General features: G+C 72.2%; 17 protein-coding genes. 9 read left to right on the top strand and 8 right to left on the bottom strand.

All coding sequences use genetic code 11. The features are described from left to right. Window positions 1–11: 11 nt before the first annotated feature. The 5 genes from EBO15_RS33445 to EBO15_RS33425 form a co-directional block, all read right to left on the bottom strand. On the bottom strand, window positions 12–980 hold the full coding sequence (locus tag EBO15_RS33445; protein ID WP_122198481.1) for a zinc-binding dehydrogenase: 969 nt from the start codon (window positions 978–980) through the stop codon (window positions 12–14). Between the two features lie 22 nt (window positions 981–1,002). After that, a complete protein-coding gene (locus tag EBO15_RS33440; RefSeq protein WP_122198480.1) occupies window positions 1,003–4,233 on the bottom strand; it encodes an NACHT domain-containing protein in 3,231 nt (1,076 codons plus the stop codon). 153 nt (window positions 4,234–4,386) lie between these two features. Next, window positions 4,387–5,139, bottom strand: a complete 753-nt coding sequence (locus tag EBO15_RS33435) for an amino acid ABC transporter ATP-binding protein (RefSeq protein WP_122198497.1) — start codon at window positions 5,137–5,139, stop codon at window positions 4,387–4,389. An 89-nt stretch (window positions 5,140–5,228) separates the two neighbouring features. Continuing rightward, window positions 5,229–6,152: an amino acid ABC transporter permease gene (locus EBO15_RS33430; RefSeq protein ID WP_122198479.1), complete on the bottom strand. Its 924-nt coding sequence runs from the start codon at window positions 6,150–6,152 to the stop codon at window positions 5,229–5,231. A 5-nt stretch (window positions 6,153–6,157) separates the two neighbouring features. Further along, window positions 6,158–7,072, bottom strand: coding sequence for an ABC transporter substrate-binding protein (locus EBO15_RS33425; RefSeq protein WP_233616607.1), 915 nt, complete (start codon window positions 7,070–7,072; stop codon window positions 6,158–6,160). A 402-nt stretch (window positions 7,073–7,474) separates the two neighbouring features. On the opposite strand from EBO15_RS33425, the gene EBO15_RS33420 reads away from it, so the two are divergent. Both EBO15_RS33420 and EBO15_RS33415 read left to right on the top strand, forming a co-directional pair. Further along, complete coding sequence (locus EBO15_RS33420) at window positions 7,475–8,674, top strand: NAD(P)-dependent malic enzyme (protein ID WP_233616608.1); 1,200 nt, start codon at window positions 7,475–7,477, stop codon at window positions 8,672–8,674. A gap of 266 nt (window positions 8,675–8,940) precedes the next feature. Then, complete coding sequence (locus tag EBO15_RS33415; RefSeq protein ID WP_233616606.1) at window positions 8,941–9,633, top strand: CGNR zinc finger domain-containing protein; 693 nt, start codon at window positions 8,941–8,943, stop codon at window positions 9,631–9,633. On the opposite strand, the gene EBO15_RS33410 is transcribed toward EBO15_RS33415, so the two are convergent. Next, window positions 9,590–10,057 carry a S24 family peptidase gene (locus EBO15_RS33410; protein ID WP_233616605.1) on the bottom strand — a complete coding sequence of 156 codons (468 nt, stop codon included), beginning with the start codon at window positions 10,055–10,057 and terminating at the stop codon, window positions 9,590–9,592. The two genes, EBO15_RS33415 and EBO15_RS33410, sit on opposite strands and share 44 nt — an antisense overlap. 158 nt (window positions 10,058–10,215) lie before the next feature. Here EBO15_RS33410 and sodN point away from each other — a divergent pair, with 158 nt between their 5' ends. The 4 genes from sodN to EBO15_RS33390 all read left to right on the top strand — a co-directional run bounded on the left by sodN (window position 10,216) and on the right by EBO15_RS33390 (window position 12,669). Beyond that, a complete protein-coding gene (gene sodN, locus EBO15_RS33405; protein ID WP_267898447.1) occupies window positions 10,216–10,617 on the top strand; it encodes a superoxide dismutase, Ni in 402 nt (133 codons plus the stop codon). A gap of 168 nt (window positions 10,618–10,785) precedes the next feature. Further along, window positions 10,786–11,256: a GNAT family N-acetyltransferase gene (locus EBO15_RS33400; protein ID WP_122198474.1), complete on the top strand. Its 471-nt coding sequence runs from the start codon at window positions 10,786–10,788 to the stop codon at window positions 11,254–11,256. A 154-nt stretch (window positions 11,257–11,410) separates the two neighbouring features. Then, on the top strand, window positions 11,411–11,839 hold the full coding sequence (locus EBO15_RS33395) for an ATP-binding protein (protein WP_378238977.1): 429 nt from the start codon (window positions 11,411–11,413) through the stop codon (window positions 11,837–11,839). A gap of 71 nt (window positions 11,840–11,910) precedes the next feature. Next, on the top strand, window positions 11,911–12,669 hold the full coding sequence (locus EBO15_RS33390; RefSeq protein WP_067819515.1) for an RNA polymerase sigma factor SigF: 759 nt from the start codon (window positions 11,911–11,913) through the stop codon (window positions 12,667–12,669). 86 nt (window positions 12,670–12,755) lie between these two features. On the opposite strand, the gene EBO15_RS33385 is transcribed toward EBO15_RS33390, so the two are convergent. After that, window positions 12,756–13,208, bottom strand: a complete 453-nt coding sequence (locus EBO15_RS33385) for a hypothetical protein (RefSeq protein ID WP_199744961.1) — start codon at window positions 13,206–13,208, stop codon at window positions 12,756–12,758. Between the two features lie 140 nt (window positions 13,209–13,348). On the opposite strand from EBO15_RS33385, the gene EBO15_RS33380 reads away from it, so the two are divergent. After that, the gene (locus EBO15_RS33380) at window positions 13,349–14,299 is read left to right on the top strand and encodes a diacylglycerol/lipid kinase family protein (RefSeq protein WP_122198472.1); all 951 of its coding nucleotides are present in this window, start codon (window positions 13,349–13,351) and stop codon (window positions 14,297–14,299) included. Window positions 14,300–14,589: 290 nt separating this feature from the next. Beyond that, the gene (locus tag EBO15_RS33375; RefSeq protein ID WP_122198471.1) at window positions 14,590–14,844 is read left to right on the top strand and encodes a WhiB family transcriptional regulator; all 255 of its coding nucleotides are present in this window, start codon (window positions 14,590–14,592) and stop codon (window positions 14,842–14,844) included. A 230-nt stretch (window positions 14,845–15,074) separates the two neighbouring features. On the opposite strand, the gene EBO15_RS33370 is transcribed toward EBO15_RS33375, so the two are convergent. Further along, complete coding sequence (locus EBO15_RS33370) at window positions 15,075–16,904, bottom strand: ABC transporter ATP-binding protein (RefSeq protein WP_325051959.1); 1,830 nt, start codon at window positions 16,902–16,904, stop codon at window positions 15,075–15,077. Window positions 16,905–16,994: 90 nt separating this feature from the next. Here EBO15_RS33370 and EBO15_RS33365 point away from each other — a divergent pair, with 90 nt between their 5' ends. Continuing rightward, complete coding sequence (locus EBO15_RS33365) at window positions 16,995–17,426, top strand: MarR family winged helix-turn-helix transcriptional regulator (RefSeq protein ID WP_122198470.1); 432 nt, start codon at window positions 16,995–16,997, stop codon at window positions 17,424–17,426. Window positions 17,427–17,543: the final 117 nt, after the last annotated feature.

Here is a 17,543-nt window from a genome sequence, read left to right as displayed (position 1 = left end):
GAGCGTGCGGGTCAGACGGTGAAGACGATCTTGCCGAAGAGGTCGCCGCCGGCCATCGCGGCGAACCCCTCGCGCGCCTCGCGCAGCGGCAGGACGCGGTCGATCCGCGGCCGCACCCCGGTCTTGACCAGGAACCTCGCGAGCCGTTCGAGCTGGTCGCGCCGTCCCATCGTGGAGCCGACGACCGACAGCTGGAGGAAGAACACCCGGTTCAGCTCGGCGGGCGGCACCTGGCCGCTGGTCGCGCCGGACACCACGATCCGCCCGCCCGGACGCAGCGACTTCAGCGAGTGCGACCAGGTGGCCTGGCCGACGGTCTCCATCACCGCGTCGACCCGCTCGGGCAGCCGCGCGCCGGACTTCAGCGCCTCGTCCGCGCCGATCTCCAGCGCGCGCTTCCGCTTGTCCTCGCTGCGGCTGGTCGCGTACACGCGGTAGCCCGCCGCCGACGCGAGCGCGATCAGCGCGGTCGCGACGCCGCCGCCCGCGCCCTGCACCAGCACGGACGCGCCGGGCTCCAGCTCGGCCTTCTCGAACAGCATCCGGTACGCGGTCAGCCACGACGTCGGCAGGCAGGCGGCCTCCTCGAAGGACAGCCCGGCGGGCTTCGGCACGAGGTTGCGGCGCGGCACCGCGACCCGCTCGGCGAACGTCCCGGGGTGCGACTCCGACAGGAGCGTGCGCTTGGGGTCGAGGGTCTCGTCGCCGCCGCCGCGCGCCGGGTCGCCGATCACCGCGTGGACGATGACCTCGTTGCCGTCCTCGTCCACCCCGGACGCGTCGCAGCCGAGGATCATCGGGAGCCGGTCGGCCGGCAGGCCGACGCCGCGCAGCGACCAGACGTCGTGGTGGTTCAGCGCGGTGGCCTTGACCGTGACCGTCGTCCAGCCCTCGGGGACGTCCGGTTCGGGCCGCTCGCCGAGCGTGAGGCCGTTCAGGGGATGGTCTGCATCGAGGCTCGTGGCCGTGACTGCGAACATGCCGCCACCCTAAAGGGAGCGCTTACCGGGACGACTGAGCGGATATGTCGTTGACCGTCTTGCGCGCCAGGTCCGCACGCGTGTCGGACGTCGCGACCCGCACGTCCAGGGACTTCCCCGCCCGGACGGCGTGCGTGTCGAGGGTGTACGCGTGCCCGTCCCAGCGTTCGGCGTACCACGTGGACGCGTCGCTCCGCCGCCACCCGGGCTCGGCGGGAGGCGGGCACGAACCCTGGCAGGGCCGCTGCTCGATCTCCAGCTGGAACGGCCCCACCTTCTCCCCGGCCGGCGTGTCCTGCGCCTGCACGCAGTACCAGCGTCCGCCCTCCCGGACGCACTGTCCGAAGACCGGGCCGCGGAACGCGAACCCGAGGTCCTGCAGCGCCCAGAGCCGCGACCAGTCCCCCGGCGCCCAGGTCGGCCCGACGACGATCCGCGCCGGACGGTGCGCGTCGTACAACCGGAACCGCTCGTCGGACGACGTGGGAAGCGGGCCGGGCGGCGCGTAGCGCGTCCCCGGCTTGTAGCTCTTGGGGAACGCACCGCGGAGCACCTGGTCGAGGACGTACATCGCCCGGTCCTCCACCCGGGGGTCGGGAACCTCGGACCGGATCTCCAGCGTGTAGTCCTTCGTCGAGAGGGTCGCCGCCACCGCCGTGTCCCGGGGTCGCGAGAGGGCCGTGCCGCTCGGCGGGCTGTCCGGGGCCGGGTCGTTCTGGCCCTGCTGGTTCACGTCGGGCGAGCCCGGATCGTCGGCGATCCCGAGCGACACGGTCAGCGCGGGACGCAGCGGATCGCCCTCGACGAACCGGCACTCCCGCCGTCCCCGGTCCACCTCCAGCGGCGTCCCGACCAGCCCGGCCAGGTGCGGGCGGAGCATGTCGCAGGCGGCGATCTCGACCGTCGACGGCGAATGCCGCTGCACCCAGCGGAGCGCCCCGACGACGTGCCCGCCGTCCAGGCCGGGGAACGCGCACAGGTACAGCATCACCAGGCACAGCGCCTGCATCCCGGCCATCGCCCGCCCGTCGGAGAGCAGCCGCGGCTCGGTCCGCGGACGCGGCGGACGCCGCGACGCCTCCGCCTCCTCGGCCAGGCGGTCGCGCAGCGCGCCGTGCCGGAACCGGTACCCACCGCCCGACTGCCGCAGGACGCCCAGCCTCTGCGCCTCCTCCAGGAACGCCATGAGGTCGTGCGGGGTCCGGCCGCGCAGCGTCAGCCACGCGTGCGCCACCCGGAACCGTCCCCAGGAGGAGAGCACGACCCCGCCGTACCAGAGGACGGCCAGGGTCAGCGCGAACGCCGGGCCGAGCGAGGCCGGGTCCAGCCGGTGCTCCCAGCGCAGCGCGAGCAGGAACGGCGCGGACAGCAGCAGGGGCAGCGGCCACACCTGTTCGAGCACCCGGTTCCAGCCGAGGGCGAGCGCGGCGTCGCGGTCCCTGCGCAGCATCCCCGGCGGCCCCTCCGCCTCCGCCGGGTCGGACGCCTCGCCGAACCACCACGCGAACCGCCACAGGACGGCCACGGCCACCAGCAGCGCCGACACCGCGGCGAACCGGCCGAGCGGGCCGTCCACCCAGACCCCGAGACCCGCGAACAGCGCCGCGACCACCGGCATCGCGTACAGGCCGCCCGTGCCGCCGCCCCGCTCGCGCCGGTTCAGCGCGTGCCGGACGCCGCGCGGCCCGCGCACCCGCAGCGGGCCCATGAGCCACCGGTCGCGCGCGAGCTGCGACCAGGTCACGACGCCCAGGTAGGCGAGGAGCGGGAACAGCGCCCACACCGGCACCGACCCCGCGTGCGGGGCGAGGTCCCGCGCGATCCAGTACCGGTGCGGGATCCGGTAGCCGAGCCCGGCGATCACGGCGCCCGCCGCGACCAGCGCGGACGCGGGCCCGAGCGCGCGGACGACGGCCGGGACGGCCTCGTCCAGGCGCCACCACTCCAGGTCGTCCTCGTCGTTCTCGCGCAGATGCCAGGCGAGGAACCCCAGCCAGCGCCGCACGTCCTCGACGCGCTCCTCGCTCTCGTCCGCGTACGCCGCCGGGACGAACCGCTCCAGCAACTGGTTCTCGAGGCTCTCCGCGTCGGAGAACTCCAGCAGTTCGGCGGGGTCGTCGGACGCGCGCCGGTACGCGGTGCGCGCGAGGCCGACCATCAGCGGCGACGCGAGCGCCTCCTTCACCGGCCCGTCCCCGTCCGCCTCCAGGGCGTCCAGCACCGGCCGCCAGCGGGACGGCGCGTCCGGGCTGGGGTCGGTGAGCGGCAGCGACGCCGCGATCTGGCCCGCGACCAGCGGACGCAGCTCCACCACCGCCGCGCCCGCGAGCAGCATCCCGGCGTCCTCGACCGCGGCGGCGTACTCGTCCGGGCGGCTCGTCAGGACGAGCGGCAGCCGCGCCGTCCCCTGCCGGTTCAGCTCCTCCAGCGCCGCCGCGCGCGCCTCGGCGGGGATCTCGTCCAGGCCGTCCAGGACGAGCAGGACGCGTCGGCTCGCCAGCAGCCCGGACGTCACCAGCCGGGCGTCCGCGACGGACCGCCCGATCTCGCGGTGCGCGGCGGCGATGCGGCGCGCCGCCCAGTGCAGCAGCCGCTGCCGGGACGGAACCCAGCCCCGCAGGGACACCACGACGGGGACGGGCCCGGCCGATCCGCCGGGCCCGAGGAGCTGCGAGGCCAGCGCCGTCGCGAACACCGACTTGCCCGCGCCCGCCGCGCCCAGGATCACCAGCCTCCGTGTCGGGACGCTCCGGAACAGCTCCGCGGCCTCGCCGAACTCGCCGTCCCGCCGGAAGCCCTCGGCCCCCGCCGCCTGGCGCACCCCGTCCGGGACGCCCCACCGGACGGCGATCGCGCCCTGCCCGTCCGCGTCGGCCTGCTCCAGTTCCTGCCGGTACCGGGTGCGGACCGCCCCGGCGAGGAACCGGGCGCGCTCCTTGAGCCGGTCGTCGCCCGTCGCGTGCTTCTGCCAGCGGGCCAGCCAGAGCCACGACACGCCGAGACCGGCGAGCACCAGCCCGGCCGCGACCAGCAGCACCCCGACCAGGCCCACGCGCCCGTGCATCGTGAGCAGGAGCGCCCCGGCCCCCCAGAGCGGCACGCTCGCCAGGAGCACCGGCACCACGGGACGGGACCCGCGCAGCCCCGCGTCGGACGCCACGGTGACGTTGACCGAGCCCTGCCCCTCGATCTTCGACACCTGGACGAGGACGTCGGGCGACCCGGAGGCGTCGTTGGTGTAGTGCTCCTCCACCCGAACGCCGCCTCCCGTCCCTGAGCGCCTCTGTGCGCCCCCCGGGAGGGACACTCTTCACCAGACGCCACAGAACGGCCACCGGTTCGCCCGAAACCGAAAACGGCCCGCCCCGAGCGGGGCGGGCCGTCCGGCCGGAACGCGTCCGGCGCGCTACAGGACCCTGGAGAGGAAGTCCTGGGTGCGCGGGTGCTGCGGGTTCTCGATGACGTCGCGCGGGCGGCCCTGCTCGACCACCACGCCGCCGTCCATGAAGACCAGCGAGTCGCCGACCTCGCGGGCGAAGCCGATCTCGTGGGTGACCACGATCATCGTCATGCCGTCCACCGCGAGCTGCTTCATGACCTCCAGCACCTCGCCGACCAGCTCGGGGTCGAGCGCGGACGTCGGCTCGTCGAACAGCATCAGCGCGGGCTCCATGGCGAGGGCGCGCGCGATCGCGACCCGCTGCTGCTGCCCGCCGGACAGCTGCGCCGGGTAGGCGTCCATCTTGTCGGCGAGGCCGACCCGCTCCAGCAGCGCGACCGCCCGCTCCCGGACCTGCCCCTTCGGCTGCCCCTTCACCTGGACGGGCGCCTCCATGACGTTGCCGAGCGCGGTCATGTGCGGGAACAGGTTGAACCGCTGGAACACCATCCCGATGTCCCGGCGCTGCGCGGCGACCTCGCGCTCGCGCATCTCGTAGAGCCGGTCGCCCTTCTGCCGGTAGCCGACCAGGTGACCGTTCACCCAGAGCCGGCCGCCGTTGATCTTCTCGAGGTGGTTGATGCAGCGCAGGAAGGTGGACTTCCCCGAGCCGGACGGCCCGATCACGCACATCACCTCACCCGGACGCACCTCCAGGTCGATGCCCTTCAGCACCTCCAGGCGGCCGAAGCTCTTGTGCACGTCCTCGGCGCGCACCATGAACTCCGGCGCCCCGGCCCGCGGACCGGTGCCGGGCACCGGGTCGTCCTCGTCGGCCTTCTGCAGGGAGGGCCTGTCGTCGCTCGCCATCAGGCTCTCCTCCCGCTGCGGACCCGCAGGTTGGCCACGAACCGCTCCAGCATCGTCTGCCGCTGCGCGGTGCCCCGCCCGAAGTAGCGCTCCAGGTAGAACTGCCCGACAGTGAGGATCGAGGTCATGACGAGGTACCAGATGCTCGCCACCAGCAGCATCGGGATCGTCTGGTAGGTCCGGTTGTACACGATCTGCACCGAGTACAGCAGGTCCGCCAGCGCGATCACCGACACCAGCGAGGACGTCTTCAACATGGAGATCGTCTCGTTGCCGGTCGGCGGGATGATGACCCGCATCGCCTGCGGGAGCACCACCCGGCGCATGATCTTCGCCCGGCTCATGCCGAGCGCGGTCGCCGCCTCGCCCTGCCCCGGGTCCACCGACAGGATGCCGGCGCGGACGATCTCCGACATGTACGCCGCCTCGTTCAGCCCGAGCCCGAGGCAGCCCGCGACGAACGCGGTGATCAGGTCGTTGGCGTTGAAGTGGACGAACGTCGGGCCGAACGGGATCCCGAGCGAGAAGGTCGGGATCAGCGCCTTCACGTAGAACCACAGGATGATCTGCACCAGCACCGGAGTGCCGCGGAACACCCAGACGTACGCCCAGGCCACACCCGAGATCAGCGGGTTCGGGGACAGCCGCATCACGGCGAGGACGATCCCGCCGACCACGCCCATCAGCATCGCGATGACCGTGAGCTCCAGGGTCATGACGATCCCGTCGAGGATCGTCCCGTCCCAGAACCACGCGTTGATCGTGTCCCAGCCGAACCGCTCGTTGTTCGCGACGCTGTAGACCGCCCAGATGGCGATGTACAGGATCAGGACGGCCGCCACCCAGCGGCCGTAGTGCCGGACGGGGACGGCCTTGATCTCGGCCGGCCGCCCCCGGGGCACGTTCTCTTCAGGCAAGGTCATGCGTGTCAGCTCTGGGCGCCGTTGATGGCGGGGGTGTCGAGGGCCCCGTGCTCGATGCCCCACTTCTCGAGGATCTTCTTGTAGGTGCCGTCCGTCTGGAGCGCCTTCAGCGCGCCGAGCACGGCGTCCTTGGTGGTGCCGAGCTGCTTGCTGAGGGCGATGCCGTACGGCGCGGTGTCGTACGTCGCGCCCGCGGTCTCGAACTGCCCGTTGGACTGCTTCACCGCGTAGTCGATGACCGGGGAGTCGGCGAGGACCGCGTCGGCGCGCCCGGAGGACAGCGCCAGGTTCGCGCCGTTCTGGTCGGGGAACGCCTGGCCCGTCGGGCCGGGCTTGCCGCCGTCCTTGCACTTCTTGGTGCGCGAGCCGGTGCCCTTGGCGGCGTCGACGGTCGCCGACACCTCGTCCAGCTGGACGGTGCCCTTCTCGACCGCGACCTTCTTGCCGCACAGCGACAGGTCGTCGGGCTTGTAGGCGCCCGGGTTGCCCTTCTTGACCATCAGCGACGTGCCGGCGGTGAAGTAGGTGACGAAGTCGACCTGCTTCTCCCGCTCCTTGTTGTCGGTGATGGAGGACATCGCCGCCTGGTACTGGCCGGACTGGAGGCCCGGGATGATGCCGTCGAAGCTGGCCTTCTCGAACGAGAAGTCGATGCCGAGCTTCTTGCCGAGGGCCTTGCCGAGGTCGAGGTCCATGCCGACCAGGGTCTTGTTGTCGTTGCCGAAGAACTCGTTGGGCGCGTAGGACGGGTCCGTCGCCACGACGATCTTGCCGGACGACTTGACCGCCGGACCGAGCTGGTCGTGCAGCGCCGGGTCCTGCTTGATCGCCGAGAAGATGTCGCCGACGTCCTTGCCCTGCGAGCCGGTGTCCTTCTTGCTGCCGCCGCAGGCCGACAGGGCGAGCGCCGCGGAGAGCACGAGCGCACCAGCCGTTGCGGTGCGGCGCCCTAGAGAACCGATGTTCACTGGTCCCCCTCCAAGTCGTTTCGTCGGACCGCGTCCCGGCCCGGGTTGAAGGCACATTTTGACGCATAGCACCTGTGGCCTTGATTAAGGCTCCGAAACAATCGGACAACAAGGCAGTGCCCGAAATCCAGATGAACCCCTGGAAATTCACCCTATGTGATCGGCGCCACACGGCATGTCGCGCGTGACCGAGACCATCCCGGGTGTTCCCTGGAGGCCCGCGACCGGTGTGGCACAATCGGACAACGGGTGACCCCCGTACGTCGCGAGATGCACCCGACCGGCCCTGGCCACCAGACCAGCGCCCACCGCGGCGGCATCGCCTCAATCGCCGAAACTCTGACAGGGGTCGCTGTGGCCGCCGAGCCCATCACTCATCCCCATCCGTCCACCACGTCACTCGACGACGATCCGGCGTTCGCCCTGCACAGGGGCGGCAAGCTCGAGGTCCGCTCCTCGGTCCCCGTGCGGAACGCCGACGATCTGTCCCTCGCCTACACGCCCGGCGTGGCCCGCGTCTGCACCGCCATCGCCGACGACCCCGAGCTCGCCCGCGACTACACCTGGACGTCCCGGGTCGTCGCCGTGGTCACCGACGGCACCGCCGTCCTCGGCCTCGGCGACATCGGCCCGGCCGCCTCCATGCCGGTCATGGAGGGCAAGTCCCTGCTGTTCAAGGAGTTCGCCGGGGTCGACTCCGTCCCGATCGCGCTCGCCACCACCGACGTGGACGAGATCGTCGAGACGGTCGTCCGGATGGCGCCGAGCTTCGGCGGCATCAACCTCGAGGACATCAGCGCCCCGCGCTGCTTCGAGATCGAGGACCGGCTGCGCGCCGCCCTCGACATCCCCGTCTTCCACGACGACCAGCACGGCACCGCCGTCGTCGCGCTCGCCGCGCTGAAGAACGCCGCCCGGCTCGTCGGCCGCCCGCTGTCGGACCTGCGCGCGGTCGTCGCGGGCGCCGGCGCGTCCGGCATCGCGGTGTCGAGGATCCTGCTGGAGGCGGGCATCGGCGACCTCGCCCTGTCCGACAGCAAGGGCCTGATCCACGAGGGCCGGGACGGCCTGAACCCGGTCAAGCGGCGGATCGCGGAGGTCACCAACCGGTCGCGGCTGACCGGCTCCACCGAGGACGCGCTGGTCGGCGCGGACGTGTTCATCGGCCTGTCCGGCAGCACCGTCCACGAGTCCTGCGTGGCCGGGATGAGCCCGGACGCGATCGTGTTCGCGCTGTCCAACCCGACGCCCGAGGTGCACCCGGAGGTGGCCCGGCGGCACGCCCGCGTGGTCGCCACCGGCCGCAGCGACTTCCCGAACCAGATCAACAACGTGCTCGCGTTCCCCGGGATCTTCCGGGGCGCGTTCGACGCCCGCGCGCACACCATCACCGAGGGCATGAAGCTCGCCGCCGCCGACGCGCTCGCCGCGATCGTCGGGGACGACCTGACCGCCGACTACGTGATCCCCGGTCCCTTCGACCCGCGCGTCGCCCCGGCCGTCACCTCGGCCGTGGCCGCCGCCGCCCGCGCCGACGGGGTCGCCCGCGCCTGACCCCGTCCTTGCCGCGCCTGACCTCGCCTTTTTCGCACGGCCCGCTCTCCCGACGGAGAGCGGGCCGTCCGCATTATGAGATCCGGCCATGACCATAAATCCGGGATTTCTTGTCGCCGCCGGGAGGAGCGGCCAAACAATCACCGGCCGGGGCCCGTGGACGCCGAATGATTTCCCCTTTTTCACCGCCCCTGACCGCCGGACGAAGTGCCATACTCGGCAAAGGGGAAAAACGCATCATCGGGTCAACTCCGGCAGGAGTGCACGTGGACCTCGCTTCCTACGCCGACCTGGCGATCGTGCTCGTGAACAGCCGGCACCGCACCGGCGCGGACGACCTGCGAAGGCTCGACGGCCCGCGAAGGCTCGACGGCCTGCGCGACCTCGACGGGCTCCGCGACCTGCTCGCGGGCCGCCCGCACCTCGGCGGCGGCACGCTCCGCCCGCGCGACCTGGACGCCATGCGCGAGCTGCGCGACCAGCTCCACGCGGTCTTCACCGCGTCCGCCGCCGGCGACCACGAGCAGGCCGCCGAACGCCTCAACGAGCTGCTCATCCAGCATCCCGTCCATCCGCAGCTGTCCGCGCACGACGGCCTGGACTGGCACCTGCACGTCAACGAGGGCGGCGCCGTCCCGGACGTCTACGCCGCCCGCGCCGCGATGGGCCTGGCCGTCCGCGTCGCCGAGCACGGCATCGACCGGCTCCGCGTCTGCCGGACGGACGGCTGCGGCCGGGTCTTCCTCGACACCACCAAGGACCGCTCCCGGCACCACTGCCCCGACCACGCGGCCGACGAGGACAACGTCGGCGACCCCGGCGACCCGGGCGACCCCGGCGACGCGGAGGGCCGCGCGCCCGACGCCCCGGCGGACGGCCCACCCGTCAGCGCGGACGCGACGGACGGCCCGCGGGTCAGCGCGGACGCGCCGAACGGGAGAGCAGGCCCGCGCGCCTGAACGGCCAGTAGCGCGCCACGACCGGCCCGAGCACGAGGTCGTGCGGGACGGCGTCGAAGTCCCAGCTGTCCTGGCGTCCGTGCGCGCGCTGGTTGTCGCTCTCCAGCCACCACCCGCCGGACTCCTCCCGGACGGCCCGCTTCACGATGAGCCGGTCCTCGTTCCACGGATGCCGCGCGACGACGGCGTCCCCGTCCCGCACGGGCGCGCCCGCGCGGACGAGCAGCCAGTCCCCGGCGCGCAGCGCGGGAAGCATCGACTCGCCGGTCACCTCGACCGCGCGCAGCCCGCCACGCGCCCCATCGAACAACCCACCACGCAGCCCACCGAGCAGCCGACCGCGCCGCCACGCGAGCGCCGCGATGCCCGCGCCCGCCGCGCACACCCCGGCCGCCGCCACCGCGCGTCCGGCCCGCATCCGCATCCCCACTCCTCGCCTCGCACCCGCCCGCCGCGCACCCGGGCCGGGACCGGCCGGGGACCTACGTCCAAAGACCGAGCGCCCTGGCCGAACGCGCCGCCGCGCACAAGGGTAATCTCGGTGCCCTGAGCATGATCCGATATCGAGGGAAGGGAACGCAGGTGCTGGTCAACCTTCTGCGCCCGAAGACCACGGTCTCCGCCCACTGCGACCTGCCGTGCGGCGTCTACGACCCGGCGCAGGCCCGGATCGAGGCCGAGTCCGTCAAGGCGATCATCGAGAAGTACAACGCCAACGAGGACCCGGCGTTCCGGACGCGGGCCATCGGCATCAAGGAGCAGCGGTCCCAGCTGGTCAAGGAGCACCTGTGGGTGCTCTGGACCGACTACTTCAAGCCGCCGCACTTCGAGAAGTACCCGCAGCTGCACACGCTGTTCAACGAGGCGACCAAGCTCGCGGGCGCCGGCGGCACCAAGGGCGGCATGGACGTCGAGGTCGCCGACAAGCTCCTCGGCAAGATCGAGGAAATCTCCAAGATCTTCTGGGAGACCAAGCAGGGCTGAGCCCCGCTGACGACCTGACCGAGGCCCGTTCCCCCCAGCGGCTGGGAGGAACGGGCCTCGGCACGTCCGCACCCGGCGCGTCCGCACCCGGCACCTACAGGCCCGGCACGTACAGGCCCGCCACGTCCGCACCCGGGACGGCGTCGCCGGTGTCGTTAGCCTGGGGACATGATTCGCCCCGCGCGTCCCGAGGACGTCCCGACGATCCTGCGCCTGGTGCGCGACCTGGCCGAGTACGAGCGCGCCGCGCACGAGGTGAAGGCGTCCGAGGACGACCTGCTGCGCGACCTGTTCGGCGCGGAGCCGAAGGTGTTCGCGCACGTCGCCGAGCACGAGGGACGGGTGGTCGGCTTCGCGCTCTGGTTCCTCGGCTACTCGACCTGGCTCGGACGCCACGGCATCTACCTCGAAGACCTCTACGTCTCCCCCGAGACGCGCGGCCAGGGACACGGCAAGGCGCTGCTCTCCGAGCTCGCCCGGATCGCGGACGAGCGCGGGTACGGGCGCGTCGAGTGGTCCGTCCTCGACTGGAACACCCCCGCGATCGGCTTCTACGAGTCGATCGGCGCGCGCCCGCAGGACGAGTGGACGGTCCACCGTGTCACCGGGGACGCCCTCACCAGGCTCGCCCGGGGCTGAGCACGGTGTGTGGTTTACCGCTTCCTGACCGGGTTTGCGGCGTGAACGGTGGGCTCGCCCCCTACTTCGGACGGCGACCCGCGCGCCGGACGCTCCGGCGGGGCCCCGCAAGCGGTAGTTTCGAATCAGCGGGACCACCCCATGAGGGAGAGACGTGACCGAGGAAACCGCTGCCATGGCGGCCAGTACCAAGTTGTCCGTGCGTGACGTGGTGACCGTCCGGCTGCCGGCAGCCAGCGCCTACCTGTCGGTGCTGCGCACCGCGACGGCGGGCCTCGCGGCCCGCCTGGACTTCACCCTGGACGAGATCGAGGACCTGCGCATCGCCGTCGACGAGGCGTGCGCGATGCTGCTCGCCCAGGCCGTGCCAGGAACGGATCTGACCTGCGAGTTCGAGCTGACCGGGGACGCGATGCGCATCTCGGTGTCGGTGCTCACGGTGGACGGCGAGGAGCCGAGCCGCGACACCTTCGCCTGGACCGTCCTGTCGTCCCTGGCGGGCGAGGTGGACGCGCGCGTCGGCGCCGACGACCGGGTCACCGTGACGCTGCAGAAGCGCCGCGGTGCTGCGGGGGCCCCGTGACGGAGAACAGGACCACATCGCTCGCGGGCGACAGCCCCGGCAATACCGGCAACGAGCGCGAGGGCGGCGCGGTGCCGGACCGGGCGCGTGCCCGCGCCCTGTTCGAGCGGCTCGCGGAGCTGCCGGAGGGCGACCCCGAGCGCCAGCGCATCCGGGACCAGCTGGTCGAGCTGCACCTGCCGCTGGTGGAGTACCTCGCGCGCCGGTTTCGCAACCGCGGCGAGTGGCTGGACGACCTGATCCAGGTCGCCACCATCGGCCTGATCAAGTCGATCGACCGGTTCGACCTCGGCCGGGGCGTGGAGTTCTCCACCTACGCGACCCCGACGATCGTCGGTGAGATCAAGCGGCACTTCCGCGACAAGGGCTGGGCGGTGCGGGTGCCGCGCCGGCTCCAGGAGCTGAAGCTGTCGCTGACCAAGGCGATCAGCGATCTGGCGCAGCGCGAGGGCCGTGCCCCCACGGTCAGCGAGCTCGCCGCGCACCTGCAGATGTCGGAGGAGGAGGTGCTGGAGGGCCTGGAGTCCGCCAACGCCTACTCCACGGTGTCGCTGGACGCGCCCGACTCCGGCGACGAGGACGCCCCGGCGGTCGCCGACTCGCTCGGCATGATCGACGAGTCGCTGGAGGGCGTGGAGTACCGCGAGTCGCTGAAGCCGCTGCTGGAGAAGCTCCCCGCCCGGGAGAAGAAGATCCTGCTGCTGCGCTTCTTCGGCAACATGACCCAGTCCCAGATCGCCGCCGAGCTGGGCATCTCGCAGATGCACGTGTCGCGCCTGCTGGCGCGGACGCTGGCCCAGCTGCGGGAGGGCCTGACGGCGGACGAGTGATCCGCGCCTCCGAGGCCCGGCCGACCCCGTGTCGTCCGGGCTTCACCCTTTTGAGGGGGCCTGTGCCGGTTTGAGGGGGGCCTGGGTCAGGAGCCGGAGCCGGCCTTGTGGTCGGCGTCCTCGGCGGTGCCGGAGCCGTCGTCGTCCTCGTCCTCGTCGTCCTCCTGGTGATCGATCCAGGCGGTGACCGGGGAGCTGAGGACGAGCAGCAGCGTGATGACCGCGACGACCCCGAGGGGGATCGCGACGGCGGGCTGGTGGCTCTGCCAGAGGGACCAGGCGACCGGGAGCGCGAACAGCTGGGTCAGCACGATGGGGGCGCGGCCGCGGCTGTCGCCGCGCAGCAGCAGCCGGGCGCAGCCGAGCATGGCGAGACCGCCCCCGAGCGCCAGGACGGTCACGGCGACCGCGCTGGTCGGGTCCACGGCCGCGCCGGTGGCCGTCTCGATGCCGGAGAACAGTCCGAAGCCGACGGCGGCGAGGCCCTCGGCCCCCTCCAGCGCGGCGGCTGCGGTCACGATGCTGGGACGCTTCGACACAACCCGCCACCCTACCGGCCGCTTCCGCGGGTCCCCGCGCAGGGCGCCACCTGCGGCCCGGCGGTCCGGGAGGGGCGCCCGGAACCGTCCGGGCGACCGCGGCGGAACGGGTCCGGCGGCGGCTGGGTACCCTTGGCGCCGTGCGCGCCATGCTGATCGCCAACCCCAAGGCGACCTCCAACAGCCGACGCGCCCGTGACCTGCTCGTCCGGGCGTTCGCCGGGGACCTCGACCTGGAGACCGCCGAGACCGGGCACCGGGGCCACGCCACCGAGCTGGCCGCCCGTGCGGTCGCCGAGCGGTTCGACCTGGTGATCGCCATCGGCGGCGACGGCACCGTGAACGAGGTCGTCAACGGCCTGCTGCGCGACGGGCCGTCCGAGGACGTCCCGGCCCTGGCGGTGCTGCCGTTCGGCAGCGCGAACGTGTTCGCCCGCGCCCTGGGCCTCCCGAACGACACGGTGGCGGCGACGCGGCAGGTGCTGACGGCGCTGCGGGCGGGCCGGTACCGGACGGTCGGGCTCGGCGCGGCCGTCCTCCCGGACGGTTCGGAGCGGTTCTTCACCTTCTGCGCGGGCGTGGGCCTGGACGCGGAGGTGATCCGGGAGGTCGAGCGGGCGCGGCTGGCGGGTGCGAAGGCCGATCCGCTGCTGTACGTCCGGTCGGGGCTGCGCCGGTTCTTCGCGGGCACCGACCGGCGGCGGCCCGCGCTCACGATGGAGCTGCCCGGGCGCGCCCCGGTGGGCTCGAAGGGGAAGCTGTTCCTGGCGTTCGTGTCGAACACGGCGCCGTGGACGTTCGCCGGGCCGTTCGCGGTGAATCCGAGCCCGAAGGCGAGTTTCGCGCGGGGGCTGGACGTGTTCGGGATGCGGTCCCTGGCCGTCCTTCCGACGCTGGGGGCGCTGGCGGGGATGTTCGCCGCGCGGACCCGTCCGGTGCGGGGGCGGCAGGTGCTGAACGTGCACGACGCGCCCCAGGTCACCCTGACGGCGGACCATCCGACGCCGTACCAGCTGGACGGCGATTACCTCGGTGAGGTGGAGCGCATCACGTTCCGTTCGGTGCCCAAGGCGATACGGATCGTCATTTGATGCCGATCGAGTGATCCGTTAACAACAAAGTCACACGAACGACCCACCCGTGTGACACATGCGACACCCATACTTCGAGAAACCTTTCTCGGAGGTCTTGCGTCTGTCCGCGCCCCCCTGACACGCTCAAAGCGCGCCGGTAGTCAGGGGCCCAATGAGGCAGCCACCTGATCGCAGCGCCGCCGAACTGTCACCCCTGACGAATTTTTGACCGTTCCGGGGTGTTCGCGACATGTGAATCCGTTCACAAGTGGAGTGACTTCCGCCACCACTGACGAAGGAGTGGACGCATGGACTGGCGCCACCGGGCAGCCTGCCGTGACGTGGACCCCGAGCTGTTCTTCCCGATCGGCAACACCGGGCCCGCGATCGTGCAGATCGAAGAGGCCAAGCAGGTATGCCGCCGCTGCGACGTCACCGACGCCTGCCTGCGCTGGGCCATCGGCTCCGGCCAGGACTCCGGCGTCTGGGGCGGGATGGGCGAGGACGAGCGCCGTGCGCTGCGCCGCCGCAACGCCCGTGCCCGCGCCCGCGCGACGGCCTGACACCCCCCGCACCACGGCTCCGGGCCGCCGAACCCTCCCGGTCGGAACGGCCCACGCCGAACAAACGCGTCACGCCGGTCTCATGGAGGCCGGCCGCCCCCTTTGGGAAGCGGCCGCCCCCCATAAGATCGGCGTTTTTTCTTTTCCCCGCCCACGCGCTTCGTCTTTCCTGAAGGAAAGGCGCCGCCGCACTTAGCCCGACGCATAGGGCACGCCTTAGCCCGGCGCGCTTAGGCGGGGGTCAGGGAATCGTGGCGGGTTACGAGGGTCGCGTAGGGGCCTTCGGCGGCCATGAGGGATTCGTGGGTGCCGCGTTCGGCGATTCGGCCATGGGACAGGACGACGATCTGGTCGGCGTCGCGGATCGTGGAGAGGCGGTGCGCGATGGTGATCGTGGTCCGTCCGAGGGAGAGCGCGTCGATCGCCTTCTGGACGGCCTGCTCGGTCTGGGTGTCCAGGGCGCTGGTCGCCTCGTCCAGGACGAGGACGGGCGGGTCGCGCAGGATCGTCCGGGCGATGGCGAGGCGCTGCTTCTCGCCGCCGGAGAAGCGGTAGCCGCGTTCGCCGACGAGGGTGTCGTAGCCGTCCGGGAGGCCGGCGATGTGGTCGTGGATCTGGGCGGCGCGGGCGGCGGCCTCGATCTCGGCGTCGGTGGCGTCCGGCTTGGCGAAGCGGAGGTTGTCGGCGACGGACGCGTGGAACAGGTAGGTCTCCTGGGAGACGACGCCGACGGCGTCCGAGAGGTCGGCGAAGGACAGGTCGCGGACGTCCACGCCGTCGATGGTGACGCGGCCCTCGGTGACGTCGTACAGGCGCGGGACGAGGTAGCTCAGCGTGGTCTTGCCCGATCCGGTCTCGCCGACGACGGCGAGGCTCGTCCCGGCGGGGACGGTCACGTCGACGTCGCGGAGGGCGGGCGGCGCGTCCGGGTCGTAGGAGAAGCCGACGTTCTCGAACCGCACCTCGCCCCGGACGCGTCCGGGGACGCTCGCCGGGGTCTCGGGCTCCTGGATGTCCGGGACCATGTCGAGGTACTCGAAGACGCGGTCGAACAGGGAGAGCGAGCTCTGCACCTCGACGCCCGTCTGGAGCAGGATCATCAGGGGCCGGAACATGCCGGTCAGCAGGGTCGTGAACGCGACCAGGGTGCCGATGGTGACCAGCGGGTGGCCCTGCGAGACGGTCAGCCCGGCCGCCCAGTAGACGATCGCGGGCATCGCGGCCATGACGATCGAGATCGTCGACTGCCGCCAGCGTCCGGCCATGTTGGAGCGGATCTCCAGGTCGACCAGGGACTCGGACTCGGCGGCGAACCGGTCGGTCTGGGCGCGGGAGCGGCCCATGGTCCGGCCGAGCAGGACGCCGCTGACCGACAGGGACTCCTCGACGATCGCCGACATCGCGGCGAGCTGCCGCTGCCGGACGGTGGTGATCCGGCGGCGCTCGTTGCCGACGCGGCGGCTGATCCACACGAACACCGGCAGGACGGCCAGGGAGACCAGGGTGAGCCGCCAGTCCAGCGCGACCATGGCGATCAGGCTGGCGACGACCGTGGTCAGGTTGGCGACGAGCTGGGTCGCGGTCTGGGTGACGGTGGACTGCATGCCGCCGATGTCGTTGGCGATGCGGGACTGCACCTCGCCGGTGCGGGTCCGGGTGAAGAACGCCAGCGGCATCCGCTGGAGGTGGGCGTAGACGCCGGTGCGCAGGTCGTGCATGACGCGCTGGCCGACGGCGGTCGAGATGTAGGTCTGCAGGACGCTGAACACGCTGGTCAGGACGGACACGGCGATCATGCCGAGGACCAGCAGGGTGAGCAGGCCGGTGCGGCCGCGGGGCAGCGCCACGTCCACGACCTCGCGGAGCATGAACGGCGAGGCCAGGGAGACCAGGGCGGACAGGCCGACCAGCAGGCCGACGACGGAGAGCCTGGCCCGGTACGGCCGGAACAGGCGGACGATCCGGAGGATCTGGCGCGGAGTCTCCGGACGGTCGGCCGAAGGGTCCTGCGTGGGGTTCTGTATGGGCTGCTGGGAGGGCTTCTTCGTCGGGCTCGGCACGGGCGGCTCCTCTCGGGGGGATGCGACCTCCCCGCTAACTGAGCTTAGCTCACAATTATTCCTGTGCAACAGTGAGCTAGACTCAGAAGCATGCCGGAGAGCACCGTGAGCGACCGCGCCGAACTGGGCGAACTGTTCCTGCGGGCGGCCAAGCGCGTCCGCCGCGGGATGGCCGACCGGCTCGCGCCACTCGGCCTGACGCCCGCCCAGGCGCGGGCCCTGCGGGTGATCGGACGGTGGGACGAGGCGCCGCGCATGGCCGAGCTGGCCGAGCGGCTCAAGATCGTCCCGCGCTCGGCGACCACCCTCGTGGACGCCCTGGAGGCCGACGGCCTCGTCCGGCGCGAACCCGACCCGGACAACCGGCGCGCGACCCGGGTCGTCCTGACCGGGGACGGGCGCGCGGCCCTCGCCCGGATGCACGAGGCGCACGTCCGCGGCGTCGAGGACCTGTTCGCGGCCCTCTCCCCCGACCAGCGCGAGACCCTCCGCGACCTCCTCGCCGCCATCGACGCCGACTGACAGTGATGATGGAGGTGAGCACCTCCCGTCCGGGGTCTGACCCGCCGACTGACTGACCTTGGGTCCTCAACGGGATCTGTCGGCCCTGGTCGGGAGGTGCTCGTGTGCACTCACCGG

The organism is Actinomadura harenae (assembly GCF_003696215.1).
Classification (GTDB): domain Bacteria; phylum Actinomycetota; class Actinomycetes; order Streptosporangiales; family Streptosporangiaceae; genus Spirillospora; species Spirillospora harenae.
The sequence above is the reverse complement of the archived record's forward strand: the minus strand, read 5'-3'. Positions and strand labels throughout refer to the sequence as shown.